16 protein-coding genes are annotated in these 16951 nt (G+C 59.0%); 13 read left to right on the plus strand and 3 right to left on the minus strand.

Going from position 1 to position 16951, the window contains the following annotated elements; all coding sequences use genetic code 11:
* The first annotated feature begins 1 nt into the window (after position 1).
* Positions 2–1657 carry an ABC transporter ATP-binding protein gene (locus K5K95_RS15810; RefSeq protein WP_222590177.1) on the plus strand — a complete coding sequence of 552 codons (1656 nt, stop codon included), beginning with the start codon at positions 2–4 and terminating at the stop codon, positions 1655–1657.
* A 9-nt stretch (positions 1658–1666) separates the two neighbouring features.
* The gene (locus K5K95_RS15815; protein WP_222590178.1) at positions 1667–2371 is read left to right on the plus strand and encodes an NAD(P)H-dependent oxidoreductase; all 705 of its coding nucleotides are present in this window, start codon (positions 1667–1669) and stop codon (positions 2369–2371) included.
* A 154-nt stretch (positions 2372–2525) separates the two neighbouring features.
* Here the strand turns inward: K5K95_RS15815 and K5K95_RS15820 are convergent, their stop codons facing one another.
* Complete coding sequence (locus K5K95_RS15820) at positions 2526–2717, minus strand: YegP family protein (protein WP_090181275.1); 192 nt, start codon at positions 2715–2717, stop codon at positions 2526–2528.
* A 277-nt stretch (positions 2718–2994) separates the two neighbouring features.
* Between K5K95_RS15820 and K5K95_RS15825 the strand changes: the two genes are divergently transcribed.
* From K5K95_RS15825 to K5K95_RS15850, 6 genes are all read left to right on the plus strand, one after another.
* Complete coding sequence (locus tag K5K95_RS15825; RefSeq protein ID WP_222590179.1) at positions 2995–3963, plus strand: glycosyltransferase family 2 protein; 969 nt, start codon at positions 2995–2997, stop codon at positions 3961–3963.
* A 3-nt stretch (positions 3964–3966) separates the two neighbouring features.
* Positions 3967–4677, plus strand: a complete 711-nt coding sequence (locus K5K95_RS15830) for a class I SAM-dependent methyltransferase (protein ID WP_222590180.1) — start codon at positions 3967–3969, stop codon at positions 4675–4677.
* The gene (locus K5K95_RS15835) at positions 4674–5060 is read left to right on the plus strand and encodes a GtrA family protein (protein ID WP_222590181.1); all 387 of its coding nucleotides are present in this window, start codon (positions 4674–4676) and stop codon (positions 5058–5060) included. The genes K5K95_RS15830 and K5K95_RS15835 overlap by 4 nt, the downstream gene beginning before the upstream one ends.
* A complete protein-coding gene (locus K5K95_RS15840; RefSeq protein WP_222590182.1) occupies positions 5057–7180 on the plus strand; it encodes a DUF6311 domain-containing protein in 2124 nt (707 codons plus the stop codon). The genes K5K95_RS15835 and K5K95_RS15840 overlap by 4 nt, the downstream gene beginning before the upstream one ends.
* 72 nt (positions 7181–7252) lie before the next feature.
* Positions 7253–8179, plus strand: a complete 927-nt coding sequence (locus K5K95_RS15845) for a LysR family transcriptional regulator (protein WP_222590183.1) — start codon at positions 7253–7255, stop codon at positions 8177–8179.
* 57 nt (positions 8180–8236) lie between these two features.
* On the plus strand, positions 8237–8602 hold the full coding sequence (locus tag K5K95_RS15850) for a 5-carboxymethyl-2-hydroxymuconate Delta-isomerase (protein WP_222590184.1): 366 nt from the start codon (positions 8237–8239) through the stop codon (positions 8600–8602).
* Between the two features lie 3 nt (positions 8603–8605).
* Here K5K95_RS15850 and K5K95_RS15855 read toward each other — a convergent pair whose 3' ends face one another.
* Both K5K95_RS15855 and K5K95_RS15860 read right to left on the minus strand, forming a co-directional pair.
* Positions 8606–9541: a LysR family transcriptional regulator gene (locus K5K95_RS15855; RefSeq protein ID WP_222590185.1), complete on the minus strand. Its 936-nt coding sequence runs from the start codon at positions 9539–9541 to the stop codon at positions 8606–8608.
* Between the two features lie 178 nt (positions 9542–9719).
* Positions 9720–10904, minus strand: coding sequence for a cyanate transporter (locus tag K5K95_RS15860; protein ID WP_222590186.1), 1185 nt, complete (start codon positions 10902–10904; stop codon positions 9720–9722).
* A 515-nt stretch (positions 10905–11419) separates the two neighbouring features.
* On the opposite strand from K5K95_RS15860, the gene K5K95_RS15865 reads away from it, so the two are divergent.
* The 5 genes from K5K95_RS15865 (at position 11420) to K5K95_RS15885 (ending at position 16909) form a co-directional block, all read left to right on the plus strand.
* Entirely contained in the window at positions 11420–12802 is a 1383-nt protein-coding gene (locus tag K5K95_RS15865; protein WP_222590187.1) for a glutamine synthetase family protein, read from the plus strand.
* A 179-nt stretch (positions 12803–12981) separates the two neighbouring features.
* Positions 12982–14628, plus strand: a complete 1647-nt coding sequence (locus K5K95_RS15870) for a phosphoethanolamine transferase (protein WP_222590188.1) — start codon at positions 12982–12984, stop codon at positions 14626–14628.
* Positions 14629–14699: 71 nt separating this feature from the next.
* A complete protein-coding gene (locus K5K95_RS15875; protein WP_222590189.1) occupies positions 14700–15362 on the plus strand; it encodes a class I SAM-dependent methyltransferase in 663 nt (220 codons plus the stop codon).
* A gap of 123 nt (positions 15363–15485) precedes the next feature.
* Positions 15486–16619 carry a ribonuclease D gene (rnd, locus tag K5K95_RS15880; protein ID WP_222590190.1) on the plus strand — a complete coding sequence of 378 codons (1134 nt, stop codon included), beginning with the start codon at positions 15486–15488 and terminating at the stop codon, positions 16617–16619.
* Positions 16616–16909, plus strand: coding sequence for a YcgL domain-containing protein (locus K5K95_RS15885; protein ID WP_007898694.1), 294 nt, complete (start codon positions 16616–16618; stop codon positions 16907–16909). Before rnd ends, K5K95_RS15885 begins: the two co-directional genes overlap by 4 nt.
* Positions 16910–16951: the final 42 nt, after the last annotated feature.

Below are 16951 nucleotides of genomic sequence, written 5' to 3' on the forward strand. Positions count from 1 at the left end.
CATGAGCGTGCTCAACCATGAAAAACCATTGCTGGAAATCCGTGACCTGCACATCGAAGGTCATTACGAAGACGCCTGGCATCCACTGATCAAGGGCATCGACCTGACCCTGCAACGCGGCGAAGTGCTGGGGCTGATCGGCGAGTCGGGGGCCGGCAAATCGACCCTCGGCCTGGCGGCGATGGGGTATACCCGCGACGGTTGCCGGATCACTGGCGGCTCGGTGCAGTTCGACGGCATCGACCTGCTGCGCGCCAACCCCGAAGCCATGCGCAAATTGCGTGGCCTGCGCATCGCCTACGTTGCGCAAAGCGCTGCCGCTTCGTTCAATCCCGCGCATCGGCTGATTGACCAGCACGTGGAAACGGCGGTGAAAAACGGTGGCATGAGCCGTGCCCAGGCGATGGCAGAAGCGGTGGAGTTGTACCGGGTGTTGCGCTTGCCCAATCCCGAACAGATCGGTCAACGCTATCCGCATCAGGTGTCCGGTGGGCAATTGCAACGGGTGATGACCGCGATGGCCATGGCCTGTCATCCAGATTTGATCATCTTTGACGAACCGACTACCGCCCTCGACGTCACCACGCAAATTGAGGTGCTGGCGGCCATTCGCGACGCGGTGGCGACTTACGGTAGCGCGGCGATCTACATCAGCCACGACTTGGCGGTGGTCGCGCAAATGGCTGATCGGATCATGGTGCTGCGCCACGGCAAACTTGTGGAAGAAGCCGAAACCCGCAAAATGCTCGGCGACCCGCAAGAGGACTACACCAAGTCACTCTGGGCGGTGCGCAGCTTCCGCACCGAGCCCAAACCGTGCCCAGCGCAGGAAAAACCCTTGCTGGAGTTGCGCAACAGCTGCGCCAGCTACGGCCATCAACCGGTGTTGCACGACGTCTCGTTGCGCCTGCATCGCGGCCAAACCCTGGCGGTGATCGGCGAGTCCGGCAGTGGCAAGAGTTCGACCGCGCGCTTGATCACCGGCCTGCTGGCACCGACGTCGGGTCAGGTACTGTATGACGGCGAAGCGCTGCCGGCGGACTTTCGTCAACGCAGCAAAGAGCAACTGCGGCGTATCCAGATGATTTACCAGATCCCCGACACGGCGCTGAACCCGCGCCAGCGTATCGTCGACATCATTGGCCGGCCGCTGACGTTTTACCTTGGCCTGAAGGGCAAGGCGATGCGTGCACGGGTGGCTGAACTGCTGGAAATGATCGAGCTCGACCCGGCGACGTTCATGGAGCGCCAGCCCCGAGAACTGTCTGGCGGGCAGAAGCAGCGCGTGTGCATCGCCCGCGCTTTGGCGGCCGATCCGCAACTGATCATTTGCGATGAAGTGACCTCGGCGCTGGATCAACTGGTGGCCGAAGGCGTGCTGAAACTGCTCAACCGTATTCAGCAGCAACTGGGCGTCGCGTATCTGTTCATCACCCACGATGTCGCCACGGTGCGGGCGATTGCCGATGAAGTGCTGGTGATGCAGCGGGGCAGGGTGGTCGACCACGGCTCGCGCAGCGCCATTTTCACGCCGCCGCATCAGGATTACACAGCGCTGCTGTTTTCATCCGAACCGCAAATGGACCCGGACTGGCTTGACCGGTTACTGGCCTCGCGAACGTTACCTTCTTCAAACTCCACGCTTGTAAACGTTTAAGGAATTGTCATGAAAGTACTGATTGTCCACGCTCACCCGGAGCCGAAATCCTTTACCGCCGCCTTGCGTGACCAGGCTGTCACGACCCTGGAAGCCCAAGGACACGAGGTTCAGGTCAGCGACCTGTATGCGATGAACTGGAACCCGGTGGCCAGCGCCGATGATTTTTCGTCGCGGGAAAACCCGGAGTACCTGGTGTATGCGCTGGAACAGCGTCTGGGGGTGAAAAGCCAGTCGCTGGCGCCGGACATCCAGCAGGAACTCGACAAACTGTTGTGGGCGGACCTGTTGATCCTCAACTTTCCGATTTTTTGGTTCTCGACCCCGGCCATCCTCAAGGGCTGGATTGATCGGGTGCTGGTATCCGGTGTCTGCTATGGCGGCAAACGCTTTTATGATCAGGGCGGGTTGAGCGGCAAGAAGGCGCTGGTGTCCGTGACCCTGGGTGGCCGCGAGCATATGTTCGGTGATGGCGCGATTCATGGTCCGCTGGAGGACATGCTGCGCCCGATTCTGCGCGGTACGCTGGCGTATGTCGGTTTTGATGTGCTGGAGCCGTTTGTAGCGTGGCATGTGCCGTACATCAGCGACGAAGCGCGCAAGGATTTCCTGGTGGGTTATCAGGAGCGTCTTGAGCACTTGAGTGATGACCAGCCGATGCAGTTTCCGCGGTTGGCGCAGTTTGATGAGGCGTTGTATCCGTTGCCCCGTTGAAGAAGGCTTTTGGCCATAGTTTGATGGTGTTTTTTCGGGCCCTATCGCGGGCAAGCCCGCTCCCACAGGAATCTTGGATGAACACACGATTGTGTGGCCCCAGTAGATCCCTGTGGGAGCGGGCTTGCCCGCGATGGGGCCAGTGAATTCAACCTTAGATTTCTTTCACCGGCGTCTCACACTCAACCCCCTTGATCAACCCGATGACGTGCAGGCAATCCGCCTTGTTCACATACGACTCTCCACTGGCGATCGTTTCGTGATTCCCGGCCCTCAGGCGCCAGCGCCATTGTCCTTTACCGGTGCTCGGGGTGCCTTTGGATTGTCTGTAAATCTCGAAATACATACTGCTCGCTCCATGCGTTGGGTAATTGCGACAACCTGTGTGGCGCATCGAAGCAAGCCTAGCGGAGCAGGATTTTTTGGCCATCAAGCATGTGTTTCCAATAGTTTGAAGGCTTTTCCTACGCTGCAACCTGCCGCGACTAAATGGCCAGAATCCCCGCAGTTTCGCCCTTGCATCACCACTCCTGGTCCTGCTTAATACGATTCGGCTCTCGGTGTCGAACATCTGCCGTCGACCCCGGATTGTAGAAAAATCACTATAAAAAAAGAGCAATCAATTGACTCATCAGCACGGACCGCACCTGACCGGGCCTTTGGCGCTTTCGCTCGTCATCCCGGTCTTCAATGAAGCCGCGACCCTCGATGTGTTCATCGCGCGGATCACTGACGTCTTCAGGGATCAGGCGCTGATCGCGCTGGAGATCGTGTTCGTCAATGACGGCAGCACTGACGCAACGCTCGAGGTGCTGCTGGAGCGACAGAAGAGCGACTCGCGTATTCGTATCGTCGACCTGAGTCGCAATTTCGGCAAGGAAGCGGCGTTGACCGCCGGTTTGCAGACGGCGACCGGCCAGGCCGTGGTGCCGATCGATGCCGATTTGCAGGACCCGCCCGAAGTCATCCTTGAAATGATCGCCCGTTGGCGCGAAGGCTATGAAGTGGTGCTGGGCCACCGCGTCAGTCGCAAGACCGACTCCTGGGCCAAGCAAACCTCTGCCAACTGGTTTTACCGCCTGCACAACAGAATTGCCGAACAACACCTGCCGGAAAACGTCGGTGATTTCCGGCTGATGGACCGTTGCGTGGTCGATGCCTTGCAAACGTTGCCGGAATCGCGGCGATTCATGAAAGGTCTGTTCGCCTGGGTCGGGTTTCGCACCACTTATGTGGATTATGAGCGCCCGGAACGTGTGGCCGGGACGACCAAGTTCAACGGTTGGCGCTTGTGGAATTTCGCCCTCGAGGGCATCACCAGTTTCAGCACGGAGCCGCTGCGCATCTGGACGTATCTGGGGCTGTTCGTTTCACTGATCTCTTTTTCGTTCGCCATCTTTATTGTGCTGCGCACCCTGATCTCCGGGGTCGATCTGCCGGGTTATGCCTCGCTGATGGTTGCCGTCACCTTTCTCGGTGGCCTGCAATTGATCGGCATCGGGGTGCTGGGTGAATACCTGGGGCGAACCTACATCGAGTCAAAACGTCGCCCGGTATATGTGGTGCGGCGTGTCTATGATCCCAAGGACTGAACCATGGATCTCAAGGAAACCGACATCCTCGGTTCAAGCATCGATCGGCATTGGTATTACGCCTCCAAGGCCGCAGCGACCATGCGGTTGCTGGGCACTACGCCGTACAGGCGAATTCTCGACGTGGGTGCCGGTTCGGGGTTCTTTTCCCACCATTTGCTGACTCATTCATCGGCGAGTGAGGCGTGGTGCGTGGACATCAGTTATGACGCCGATTCGGACGCCACAACCGACGGTAAACCGGTGCATTACCGTCGCAGTATCGAGGCGGTGGACGCCGATCTGGTGTTGCTGATGGACGTGCTGGAGCATGTCGATGACGACGTCGGATTACTCAAGGCCTACGTCGAGAAGGTCCCGTCCGGCAGCCGCTTCCTGATAACAGTGCCGGCGTTTCAGTTTCTCTGGAGCGGGCACGATGACTTTCTTGAACACAAGCGTCGCTACACCCTTGCGCAACTGGAAGCGGTAGTGCGCAATTGCGGTTTGACCGTGAAGCAGGGCGCTTATTACTTCGGCCTGGTGTTCCCGATCGCGGCGACCCTGCGCTTGTTGCCCAAAGGTGCACAACCGTCGCCCCCGCGCTCGCAACTCAAGCAGCACCATCCACTGGTGAATACGATTTTGAAGACGCTGTGCAATATCGAGCTGCCCTTCATGGGCGCGAATCGCCTCGCCGGGTTGACGGTGTTTGTCCTGGCGCAAAAGCCGTGACGCCAGGCGAAAAATCCGCCTTGATCCAGCGCGGCTTGCGTTTTGCCGTGACCGGGTTGTTCGTCACGGCTTTGCATGCGCTGGTGGCCGTGTTGTTCATCAACTATGTAGCGCCATTACCGCCCGTTGCCAATGGCGTCGCGTTTGCCGTGGCGACCGTGGTGTCCTACCTGATCAATACCACCTGGAGCTTTTCCGCGCGGCTGCACGGCCGAACGTTGCTGCGCTTCATGATGGTATCGGGGGCAGGTTTTCTCCTGGCGATGCTGGTGGCCTGGGCCGCGCAAATGGCCGGGCTGCATTACTTACTGGGTATTTGCGCGGTGGCGCTGACCATTCCGGCGTTCACCTTTGTATTGCATAACTTCTGGACGTACCGATGACCGACTCAGTCAAACGCCTGGCGATCAACCTGTTGCCATTGTTGATCGGTGTCATGGCCTTTTTCATTGTCATCGGTCCTCGGGCGCTCAATCCGCAGAACATTGCGTGGCTGGGCAACGGAGACCCGGCAACGCATTATCTGGGATGGGTATTTTTCCGGCAGTCGCCGTGGACCTTTCCGATAGGGCTCAACCCTTCCTACGGATTGGAATTGAGCAACGGCATCATCTTTTCTGATTCCAATCCGCTGTTGGCCTTCCTGTTTAAACCGTTCGCCTCGCTTTTACCGACGCCTTTCCAGTATTTCGGCCTGTGGTTCCTGGCGTGCTTCGTTTTGCAGGCTTGGTTCGCCTGGAAAGTGGTGGGGCTGATGACCTCACATGTGGCTGTGCGCGCGGTGAGTACTGCGTTGTTTCTTTTTGTTCCGCCGATGCTCATGCGCCTGCCGTTCCATTTGTCCCTGGGCGGGCATTTTCTGGTGCTGGCCTCGTTGTACCTGGGCCTGCACCCGCAATTGCACCGTCGGCGATTGGCTTGGGGCTCGTTGCTGGCGGTGGCTGCGTTGGTCCATGCGTACTTTCTGGCAATGGTTGCCGCGATCTGGATCGCAGACCTCGCTGCCGGCTACTTCAGGAAAAAACTGACGTTACAGTCTGCGGCCATCGAATTGATCGGGCTGTTTTCACTGGTCAGTTTGTGTTGCTGGCAGGCGGGTTATTTTTCGGTGGGCGGCGGCGCGGTATCGGATGGTTTTGGCATGTACGCCATGAACCTGCTGTCACTGTTCGATCCGGGCAATTGGTCTGGGCAGTGGTCCTACATCCTGAAAGATATACCCGGTGTTCAAGGGTACGGTGACGGTGAAGGGTTTCTCTTTCTGGGGCTCGGACTGATCACCCTGGGGATTTGTGCGCTGGTGGGGCTGCTTCAAGGCAACACCGGATTTGCTCGGCGACTGGGGCGCAGACCCATTTTACTGGCGGCGCTGGTGGGGCTGAGCCTGTTCTCGATCTCGAATAACTTGGCGCTAGGCTCACTCGAATGGACCTATCCACTGCCGGCGTGGGTGATTTCGGTCGCCAACATTTTCAGGGCTTCAGGACGAATGTTCTGGCCGGTGTACTACGCGATCATCATCGCCATCATTTTCCTGGTCATTTGCGCCAACACTCCGCGCACAGCCTTGAGTCTGTTGTCACTGGCGCTGTTCATCCAGGTGCTGGACACACATGCGGGCTGGGTCGGCGTTCGCAAGCAATTGATGGTGGCGCCGGCGTCGGAATGGGCGTCGCCCATGGTCGATCCGTTCTGGGAAAGCGCCGCGGCTCGTTACCGCAAGATTCGCTGGATCGTTCCGCAGAACCTGTCCCCGAAGTGGATGGCGGTGGCCGATTTTGCCGGTGCCCATGGCCTGGCGACAAACGCGGTTTACCTTGGGCGGATGGACACTGCCAAATGGATTGAATCCGAGCAGGAAACGGCTCGGGCCATGGCGTCGGGCAAATATGACGCCGACTCGTTGTACCTGCTCGACGAGCGTGCGCTGATCCAGTCGGTGAGAAACATCGATACGCAAACGGACCTATTCGCCAGGATTGATGGCTTCACGGTGCTGGCCCCAGGGTGGAAACAGTGCGGGACTTGCTTGCAGGCATCCTCGCAAATCAATCCGCTGGAGCTGGTTCCCGCTATCGAGCCCGGACAAAAAACGCTGTTCAACGATGGCAGCCTGGGTGGCGCGCTGTTGGCCAAGGGCTGGTCCGAGACCGAGCCCTGGGGCACCTGGTCGAAAAGTCCGGACGCTGAAGTGATGTTCCGGGTGCAGGCGCCCGTGCATTCGCTGCGCCTGGAAGCCACGGCGTTTCTGCCCCCTGGCCACGCGCGTCAGCGTGTCGTCATCAGCATCAATGGCATGCCGGCCATGTCCGCCCAGCTTGAGCAGGCCGATGGCAACGTCATCGAGGTTCCCCTCACTGCCGGGATGCAAGAGCGGGTGTCGAGTCAGGGCGTCTTGAGGCTGCAAATGCAGTTCGCCGATGCCGTCAGCCCAAAACAGTTCGGGCTTGGTGCTGACGTTCGGCAACTAGCGCTCGGATTGAAGGCGTTGACGGTCAATTGAGGAGGGCTGCACGTAGACGCCTTCCTCGGGCCTTTCTACACTGCCGCAAGTATCGGGGACCGGGGACAACGAATGAATCGCAATGAACTGCGCAAGGCTGACATCAACCTGATGGTGGTGTTCGAAACGCTGATGCTCGAACGCAACGTGACGCGGGTGGCAGAAAAGCTGTTTCTTGGCCAGCCGACCATCAGTGCGGCACTCAACCGATTGCGCACGATGTTCAACGATCCCCTGTTCATTCGGGTCGGTCATCGCATGGAACCGACGGCGCGGGCCGAGGAAATCATCCTGCACTTGTCGCCGGCGCTGGATTCATTGTCGGTGGCGTTGAGCCTGACCCACGACTTCGACCCGGCCAGCAGCACCATGACCTTTCGCATCGGTTTGTCGGACGACGTTGAGTTTGGTCTGCTGCCACCGCTGCTACGGGCCTTGCGCCAGGAAGCGCCCAAGGTGGTATTCGTGGTTCAGCATGTCGATTACTGGCGTATTCCCGACTTGCTGGCGTCCGGCGACATCACCGTCGGTATCAGCCAGACCCGTGGTTTGCCGGCCAATGCCAAGCGCAAGTTGTTGCGGCACATCCAGCCGAGCATTTTGCGCGCCGATGCGTCCGACACGCCGCTGACCCTTGATGAATATTGCGCACGGCCACACGTATTGGTGTCACACACGGCCAACGTCAGTGGCTACGCCGATGAATGGCTGGCGGAGATTGGCCGCACGCGTCAGGTCGTGCTATCGGTGCCGCAATACAGCTCACTGCCGGCCTTGCTTGCCGGCACCGACCTGATCGCCAGCCTTCCGGATTACGCCGCCGAGGCGATGGCCGCATCCGGTCAGTTGTTCTCAGAGCCCTTTCCGTTCAAGACCCCGACGCTGGACCTGTCGATGGTCTGGCTCAGCCACGTCGATACCGACCCGGCCGAACGCTGGTTGCGTTCGAGGCTGGAGGCGTTCATGAGTGAGCGCAACGTGTTGCCGCAGTCTCCGTGAGCCAGACAACGCTGTGTTATATGTAGGACCTTTCCAGAACATTTCAGGAGCCAAACCATGCCCCACCTGCACATGGAATACACCGCCAACCTGCCCGGACTGAATGCCGACCTGGCATTGCTCCGGCTCAACAATACGTTGGTGGCTTCCGGTCAGTTTGCTGCGGAGTTCGACATCAAGAGTCGCGCCGTGAAGGTCCAGACGTTCAAGGTCGGCACCGCGTTGGCCGAGCGGGCATTCGTGCATGTGAAGCTGGCGTTGTTGAGCGGTCGCTCGCCGCAGATCAAAAAGCAGTTGTCCGAGAGTCTGCTGGCCGTGGCGCAGGACCTGTGTGAGTGGCCGACCGGTGTTGAAGTCCAGGTGTGTGTGGAGATCCTCGACATCGATCGAGAGTCCTACACCAAGACGGCCATCGGCCACTGAGTTTCAGGCCATTTCCTGCCCGGCACAGGCCTTGATCACTTGTTCGCGCAGCCAGGTGTTGGCGCTGTCCTGATCGGCGCCTTGGCTCCACAGCATGTCGAGGGTGAATCCCGGCAAGCCGTTGGGCGCTTCGCAGTGATTGAAGATCGACTCGTTGGCCAGCAATTGCTGGACACGGCGGGGCAGGGTCAGGATGAAGTCGGTGCCGGTGATCAATTTCAATGCCGCGCTGTAGCTGTTGGCGCGGGCGACAATCTGCCGTTTGTGCGCCTGCTGCGCCAGCCAACCGTCGACCATGTTGGTGGTGGAGGTCCACGGGGTGGGAAACACATGCCGGCGCTCGACGAACGCTTGCAAGCTTAAACGCGCCTGCAATGGCGTGGCGCGTTTGTCGAAGACGCAGACCAGATCATCTTCTAGCAGTTGTCGGGATTTGAAATCGCTGTGGCTTCGATGAAAGTGGGGGCCGAAACAAATCACCAGGTCGAGGCTGCCCTCGCGCAATTCTTCCGCCGGGATGTCGGTTTCGAACTTGTGCATGTTGACCATCACCGGCAGATCGGCGAAATCGAAGCTTTTCAACAGTCGCGGCAGGATCAACTGTTCGAAGTATTCCGGCGCGCAGATGTTGAACGTCACCGGTTGCAAGGTCGGGTCAAAGGTCTGGGCGCCGGCATGGCACAAGTTGATGCTTTCGAGGATTTTCAGCACATGCGTGTACATGGTGCCGGCTTTGTAGGTGGGACGCATGCCCGTGCGGGTGTTGATGAACAACTCGTCTTCAAAACTGGTCCGCAGTTTTTTCAGGCAGTAACTGACGGTGGACTGACTGACGCAAAGCGCCTCTGACACACCGGTGACACTGCTTTGCTCATACACGGCGACAAACACCATGAGGTCCTGCATGTCTAGCTTTCTTAGCAAGTTACTGTTCAGCATCCGTTCTGTCTCGCTGTGCTCCTTGCGCTGACAGTGCGCAAACTTGTGCGAAAGATCCTAACGGAACGATGGTGCCAGGAGAATGCCCCGTAGGAAGTTTCACAGTCAGTTGTGGGACAGAAAATGTTCCGAACACGACTGACGCCATGTTCCCGAAGACCTTATGGTGGATTGTGCGTCAGTGAATGTGTCGAGCGTAATGCCGCGGATTGAAGCGCAACACCATCAGTATCATCAGCGCCATGACGCCGGTCAGGCACCACCAGGCCCATTCGAAGCTGCCCAGTCGATCGCGGACCATGCCGGCCATCAGAGGCGAGAGGCCGGCGATCAGGTAGCCGATGCCCTGCACGAAAGCTGTGAGTCCGCCAGCGCGTTGCGGGTTGTCCAGGTGATCGAGCGACACAATCAGGCTCATCGGGAACAGTCCGCCAATGCCCAGGCCCAACAGACACGGCCACAGCAAGCTCAAATACAGCGGGTCGAGAATCAGCCCACAGAAACCGGCCATGATCAGCGCCAGCAACACCACCAGCACCCTGCGCCGGTCGCGGCTGCGGTTGGCGATGGCGGGTGTGATCAGCCCGGACAACACTTCCATGGCCGTCAAAAAGCCCAGCAACAAACCGGCGTCTTGTTCGCTCCAGCCTTTTTCCACGTAGTACGGTGCCAGCCAGGCCAACACACAGGTGTAGGACGCGGTGCCCAAGCCGAAGAAGATCGCGAGTAGCCAGGCGCGGGAATTGGCGAAGAAGGATTCCGTGCGGGATGCTGGCGCATTGAGTGTCGGCGTTCCCGGGCGCCCGGCCGTCCAGAACAGCAGCGCGACCACCGCCAATGCCGCCCAGATTGCCAGCCCCACGCGCCAACTGCCGGTGCGGGTCATCGCCAGCGGGGCAAACGATGCCGCCATCGCCGCGCCGCCCATGATCGCCGTCACGTAGAGCCCCATGCCCACGGCGACGTTGTCGCTGAAACGGGATTTGATCAGCGCCGGCATCAGTGCCTGGATCAGCGCAATGCCAATGCCGGCGAGCATGGCGCTGAGGATCAGTTCGACGGCTGAGTCGACGAACAGCCGCGACACCGTGGCCAGGCTAATGATCACCAGCGAAATCACCACGGTGCGCTGTTCCCCGAACCGTTGTCTGACCCTCAGGCCGAAGAACATCGCCAACCCCATCGCCATGACCGGCAGCATCGTCAGCAGCGAGGCGAGGCTGAAACTCAACGGAATGTCTGCGCGGATGGCCGACAGCAACGGCCCGACAGCGGCCATGGAGGGGCGCAGGTTCAGGGCGACGAGAATGATGCAGACCATCAGCCAGAGGGCGGGGCGGGTAGTGGCGCGAACGTTTTCCATCAAGCGGACCTTGGATAATCAAGGGGCCGATTAAGCGCGCGAGGCTTGAAGGCGGCAAATCAGATAATCCGCACAGGTATTTAAAAATTAAATACCTGCGCCGTACGACAGATTCCCCCTGTGGGAGCGGGCTTGCCCGCGATAGCGGTTGTTCAGTCAACAAATCTGCTGAATGTTAATCCGTCATCGCGGGCAAGCCCGCTCCCACAGGGTTTTAAGTGACTTGTAGACGATTGTTTAGTCTTCGTGCACCCAAAGTTCTTCAAATCCCGATTTAACGACCTGACCTGCCGTGTGACGCTGCAATTCATCTGTTTTCTTCGGTTTTCGCTATGGACGGTTGTCCCGTCGCACTTCCCTCCGAATTAGCCTTCTGGGCGCTGTGGCACTGCCGTCACGCGCGTCCACCGGATTCCTGCCTTTCCCGTTAATTGTTCCTACGGGTCCTGCGCTGTGCGCCAGGATCGAATCGGCGACGCCTGCGCGTTCGCCTGACGCGGAAAAAGAGAATCCCCATGAGTCGTGCCACGAATTCCTTCGCTCCCCTGCAAGAAGCCCTGACCTTTCTCGAACAGAACCCGGATATCGAGATGTTCGAGTTATTCATCCTCGACAACAACGGTGTGCCCCGGGGCAAGTTGTTGCACCGAGATGAACTGCTGGCGGTCTACGAGAGCGGGCGGCCGTTGCCGAGCACCATCCTGGGCTTGACCATCAATGGCGATGACGTCGAGAACTCCGGCCTGGTCTGGGACGTCGGCGATATCGATTGCCGGGCGTACCCGATCAGCGCCAGCCTGACACGCATGCCCTGGCGGCTGATGCCTACGGCGGCGGTGCAAGTCAGCATGCACCCGAAGGAAGGCCTGCCGGCGACGATTGCCGACCCCCGCCATTTGCTGGCGAAAGTGATCGAAGGCTTGCAGGCCGACGGCTATTACCCGGTCATGGCGGCGGAGCTGGAGTTTTATTTGCTGGACCAGCAACGCGACAGCAACGGTCGGCCGCAGCCGGCACGGGATGTCGACGGAGGCCGGCCGCGTGGCACTCAAGTCTATGGTTTGCGTGAGCTCGAGCAGATAGAGCCGTTCCTGGCGGACCTCTACAGTGCCTGCAAACTGCAGGGCATTCCGGCGCGCACGGCGATTTCCGAATACGCGCCGGGACAGGTGGAAATCACCCTCGAACACCGCACCGACGCCCTGCAGGCGATGGACGAAGCGGTGCGCTACAAACGGCTGGTCAAGGGCGTGGCGCATAAACACGGCATGACAGCCTGCTTCATGGCCAAACCGTTCGATGACCTGGCGGGCACCGGCATGCACCTGCACGTCAGTCTTGCGGACAAGGAAGGCAACAACCTGTTCGCCAGCGACGCCCCGGACGGCACGCCGCTGCTCAGACACGCGGTGGGCGGCATGCTTGGCACATTGCTCGATTCATTGTTGCTGTTCTGCCCGAACGCCAATTCCTACCGTCGATTCCAGACCAACAGCTACGCGCCTCTGGCGGCCACGTGGGGCGTGGACAACCGCACCGTGAGTCTGCGCGTGCCTGGTGGGCCAGCATTCTCCCGGCACATCGAACACCGTATCTGTGGCGCCGACGCCAACCCGTATCTGGCGGCCGCGGCGATCCTGGCCGGCATTCATCGCGGTATTCGCGAGCAACTCGACCCCGGTGCACCGGTGCAGGGCAATGGATACGCCCAGGCCACGAAATTGTTGCCGACCGATTGGCTGACCACATTGCGCGCGCTGGAAGGGTCGACCTGGGCGCGTGAGGCGTTCGGCGACGAATTCCTTGGCGTTTACCTGGCGGTGAAGCGCGCCGAATACCGACAGTTCATGGGCGAGGTAGGGGAGCAGGACTGGCGATGGTATCTGCACCAGGCCTGAACGAAGGCTGAACCTTCCTCAAATAAATACAAAGTTATGGGTTGAATTTTTGAGCAAACTATTCGTTGGCTTGATTTTCACAAAAAATTGATGGTTGACTGGTTACAGTTAGTGACGCCTCGGTCAATGAATTTTTCACATTGGCCGAAGACGCTTCTCTTTAGGACCCGCCGATCATTATGTTGAAAATCAAACCCGTGCGCCCCGAGTGGGTGACACTGATTGTCAGTGCCTTCTTACTAGCCGGCTTCAATTTAGTGCTTTGGCAGCACCTGTTTGAAATCACCGCATCCGATGGCAAGGGCCTTGTCATGCGCGTCGCATTCGGCGCGATGGTTCTGGCTGCCTTCAACATTGTGCTGACCTTCATGGCGTTCCGGCGCGTGATGAAGCCTGTGTTGATATTGATGTTCATGATCAGCGCCGGGGTGGCGTATTTCATGAGCCAGTATGGCGTGCTGATTGACACCGGCATGTTGCGTAATTTTGCGCAAACCAACGCGACCGAAGTGCGTGACTTACTGTCGTTGAAGTTACTGGCCTATATTGTGTTGCTCGGTGTTTTGCCTTCATGGTTATTGTGGAAAACCCCGGTCAATTATCGGCGCTGGCACCGTGACCTGTTGAGCAAAGCGCTGGTGACTGTCGCCTCGGTTGCTGTGATCGGCGGTGTCGCGCTGGTCAACTATCAAGGCTTGTCCTCGCTGTTTCGCAATCACCATGAACTGCGACTGATGGTGGTGCCCAGCAACTACATCGGCGCCTCGTTCGGCTATTTGCGTGAGCAAGTCGTCTCCGCGCGGCAGCCCTTCATGAAAATCGGTGAAGATGCCCAACGCGATGCTTCATGGCAGGCCCATGACCGTAAATCCCTGACGGTATTGGTGGTTGGCGAAAGTGCCCGGGCCGAGAACTTCGGCATCCTCGGTTATGCCCGCGACACCACACCCAAACTGAATAAAGAAGCCGGCCTGATTGCCTATACCGATGTGCACTCCTGCGGCACGGAAACAGCCGTCTCGGTGCCGTGCATGTTCTCGGACATGACCCGCAAGGACTACGACGCCAGCAAGGCGAAAAATGAAGAGGGCCTGCTGGACGTGCTCAAACGTGCCGGTCTGGACGTGATCTGGCGTGATAATCAGTCAGGCTGCAAAGGCACGTGCGACAGGGTCACCCTCGATGACGTCAGCAATCTGAAGGACCCGGTGTTGTGCGCCGACAGCGAATGCCGCGACGAAATACTCCTGCAAGGTATGCAGCACTTCATCGATAACCTGAATAAAGACACGGTCCTGGTCTTGCACCAGATGGGCAGCCACGGTCCGGAATACTTCAAACGCTATCCGAAGGAGTTCGAACGCTTCACTCCGGTCTGTGAAAGCAATGCCCTGAACAATTGCAGTCGCGACAGTATCGTCAACGGCTATGACAACACGCTGGTCTACACCGACCACGTACTGTCGACCCTGATTGATCTACTGCGCAAAAACCAGGGCAAAGTGGACACCGCCATGCTTTACCTGTCGGATCATGGTGAGTCGCTGGGCGAATACAACCTGTACCTGCATGGCACGCCGTACATGCTGGCGCCGGAACAACAGAAACACGTAGCCATGCTGACGTGGTTCTCCGACAACTATCAAAAGTCGTTCTCGGTCGACACCCAGTGCCTGCAACAGAATCGTGACAAGCCATTGAGCCAGGACAACCTGTTCCATTCGATGCTGGGCTTACTGGCGGTCAACAGCAAGGTCTACGACAAGGGGCTGGATATGTTCGCGGGTTGCCGTGGGGTGGCTGACGGCGTGTTGGCTAAAAAGTGAGTGTATCGACCTTTTTCACGCACCGGCCGCTAACCAGCGGCCTGTAGTTCCTTCAACAAGAGTCATTGCACATGTCTGCGCAACCTCCATCAGCCATTGAACTTGAGTTCGCACGGCGCTACGACCAGGAACACACTCGCGTCTGTCTTCAGCCGCGACCGCGTGGCTTGGCGGGTCGCTGGGCGTTCTGGCGCGATGAGCAGTTGGTGCGCAGCGCGCTCAAGGTCGCCGGCGAGCCAGGCTTGATTCTGGATGTGGCTTGCGGTGCCGGGCGTTTCTGGCCGGTGTTGGCCGAGCACGCGAACCGCGTGATCCTCGCCTCCGATCCGTCGCAGGACATGCTCAATCACGCCCAGACTCACCATCCGCAGAGTCTGCTCAAGCGGATCAAGACCTTTCAGAGCTCGGCCTTCGACATTGGCTTGCCGGAGAATGCGGTCGATTGCATTTTTTGCATGCATCTGTTTCAAGACATCGATAGCGCCGAACATCGGTTGGCCATGCTCAAGGAATTCCATCGAGTCAGCCGCGACACGGTGATTGTGGCGGTACGGGTCGATGCGTATTTCAAGCTCCAGCGCTCGGGCGCGGTGGGTGCTCAGCCCCAGTATCTGGCCAGCAAGGCCGAGGTCGAAGCTGAATTCAAGCGTGCGGGATTCTGCTTGCTCAGCCATCAGGATTTCCTGCCGGGCTGCGCGCGGACGCGCGTCTATGTTTTGCGTAAGGCAGGCTAGCCTCCACTTGTCAGACATTTCTTGCCGTCTGGCAGGCCTTTTCGCTAAAGCTCTTGTTCAGTGGATGCGCGGAAATCGCCGGGGGCGATATATACTGCGCGCCATTCTTCAAGGGAGAGCCGTGTGGCCATCGATATTCACTGGATTCGCGACAACGAAAGCCTCGGTCAGTTTTGCGCCGAGTGGCAGCAACTGCCGTTCGTTGCCCTCGACACCGAATTCATGCGGGTCGACACCTTTTACCCGATCGCAGGCCTGCTGCAGATTGGCGATGGCGTACGCGCTTACCTGATCGACCCGCTGACCATCGATAACTGGCAGCCTTTGGCCGCATTGCTGGAAAACCCGGCGGTGGTCAAAGTCGTCCATGCGTGCAGTGAAGACCTCGAAGTCTTGTTGCGCCTGACCGGCAGTCTGCCGACGCCGCTGTTCGATACCCAACTGGCCGCCGCTTACTTGAACCTCGGTTTCTCCATGGGGTATTCGCGGTTGGTACAGGAGGTGCTCGGCATCGACCTGCCCAAGGGCGAGACCCGTTCCGACTGGCTGCAACGTCCGCTTTCCGACACCCAAATCAGCTACGCCGCCGAAGATGCCTTGCACCTGGCGGAAGTTTTCGTACAGCTTCGTCCGAAGCTTTCTGACGACAAATACGCCTGGGTCCTGGAAGACGGCGCTGAGCTGGTCGCCAACCTGCGCCGCGAGGTCGATCCGTACGAGGTCTATCGCGAAGCCAAACTGGCCTGGAAGCTGTCCCGCGCCCAACTGGCCGTATTGCGTGAACTCTGCGCCTGGCGTGAGCGTGAGGCTCGCGCCCGTGATTTGCCACGCAATCGCATCGTGCGTGAGCATTCGCTGTGGCCGTTGGCGCGGACTCAGCCGGACAACCTCGCAGCGTTGGCGAAAATCGAAGACATGCACCCGCGTACCGTGCGTCAGGACGGCGAATTTCTGCTTGATCTGATCAAGCGCTCTGGCAGTGTGTCGCCTGATCAGTGGCCGCCTGCGGTGCCGGAGCCTTTGCCGGTGGACGCTGCGGCGCTGGTCAAACAGCTGCGAGCGATCGGCCAGGCTGAAGCAGAGCGCCTGAACATTGCGCCGGAGCTGATGCTGCGCAAGAAAACCCTGGAAGCGCTGCTCAAGAGCGGCTATCCCAACGGTCCATACCAATTGCCTGATTCGCTGCGTGGCTGGCGCCGCGAATTGATGGGCCAGGCGCTGCTCGACAGCCTGGCCACCGCCGGAGAACAGCCTTGAAACGTATTTGTTCCATCTACCGAAGCCTGAAGAAAAACGAGATGTACCTCTATGTGCTCAAAAGCGATGCACTGGAGCGCGTCCCGGAAAGCCTGATGGCCGCTTTCGGCAAACCCCATCACGCTTTCGACCTGGTCCTGACCCCCGAGCGCAAACTGTCGCGCGAGGACATCACCGTGGTCCTGGAAAACCTTGAGAAGCAGGGTTACCACCTGCAAATGCCGCCGGCGGAAGACGAATACATCGAACACTTGCCGGAAGAGTTGCTGCGACGCAACGACCCGATGTGAGCCGCAGACAGGCGCTGTTCAGCGTCTGTGTGAAAAACTGGA

Origin of the sequence: Pseudomonas sp. DR48 (genome assembly GCF_019823085.1) — a bacterium.
GTDB lineage: Bacteria > Pseudomonadota > Gammaproteobacteria > Pseudomonadales > Pseudomonadaceae > Aquipseudomonas.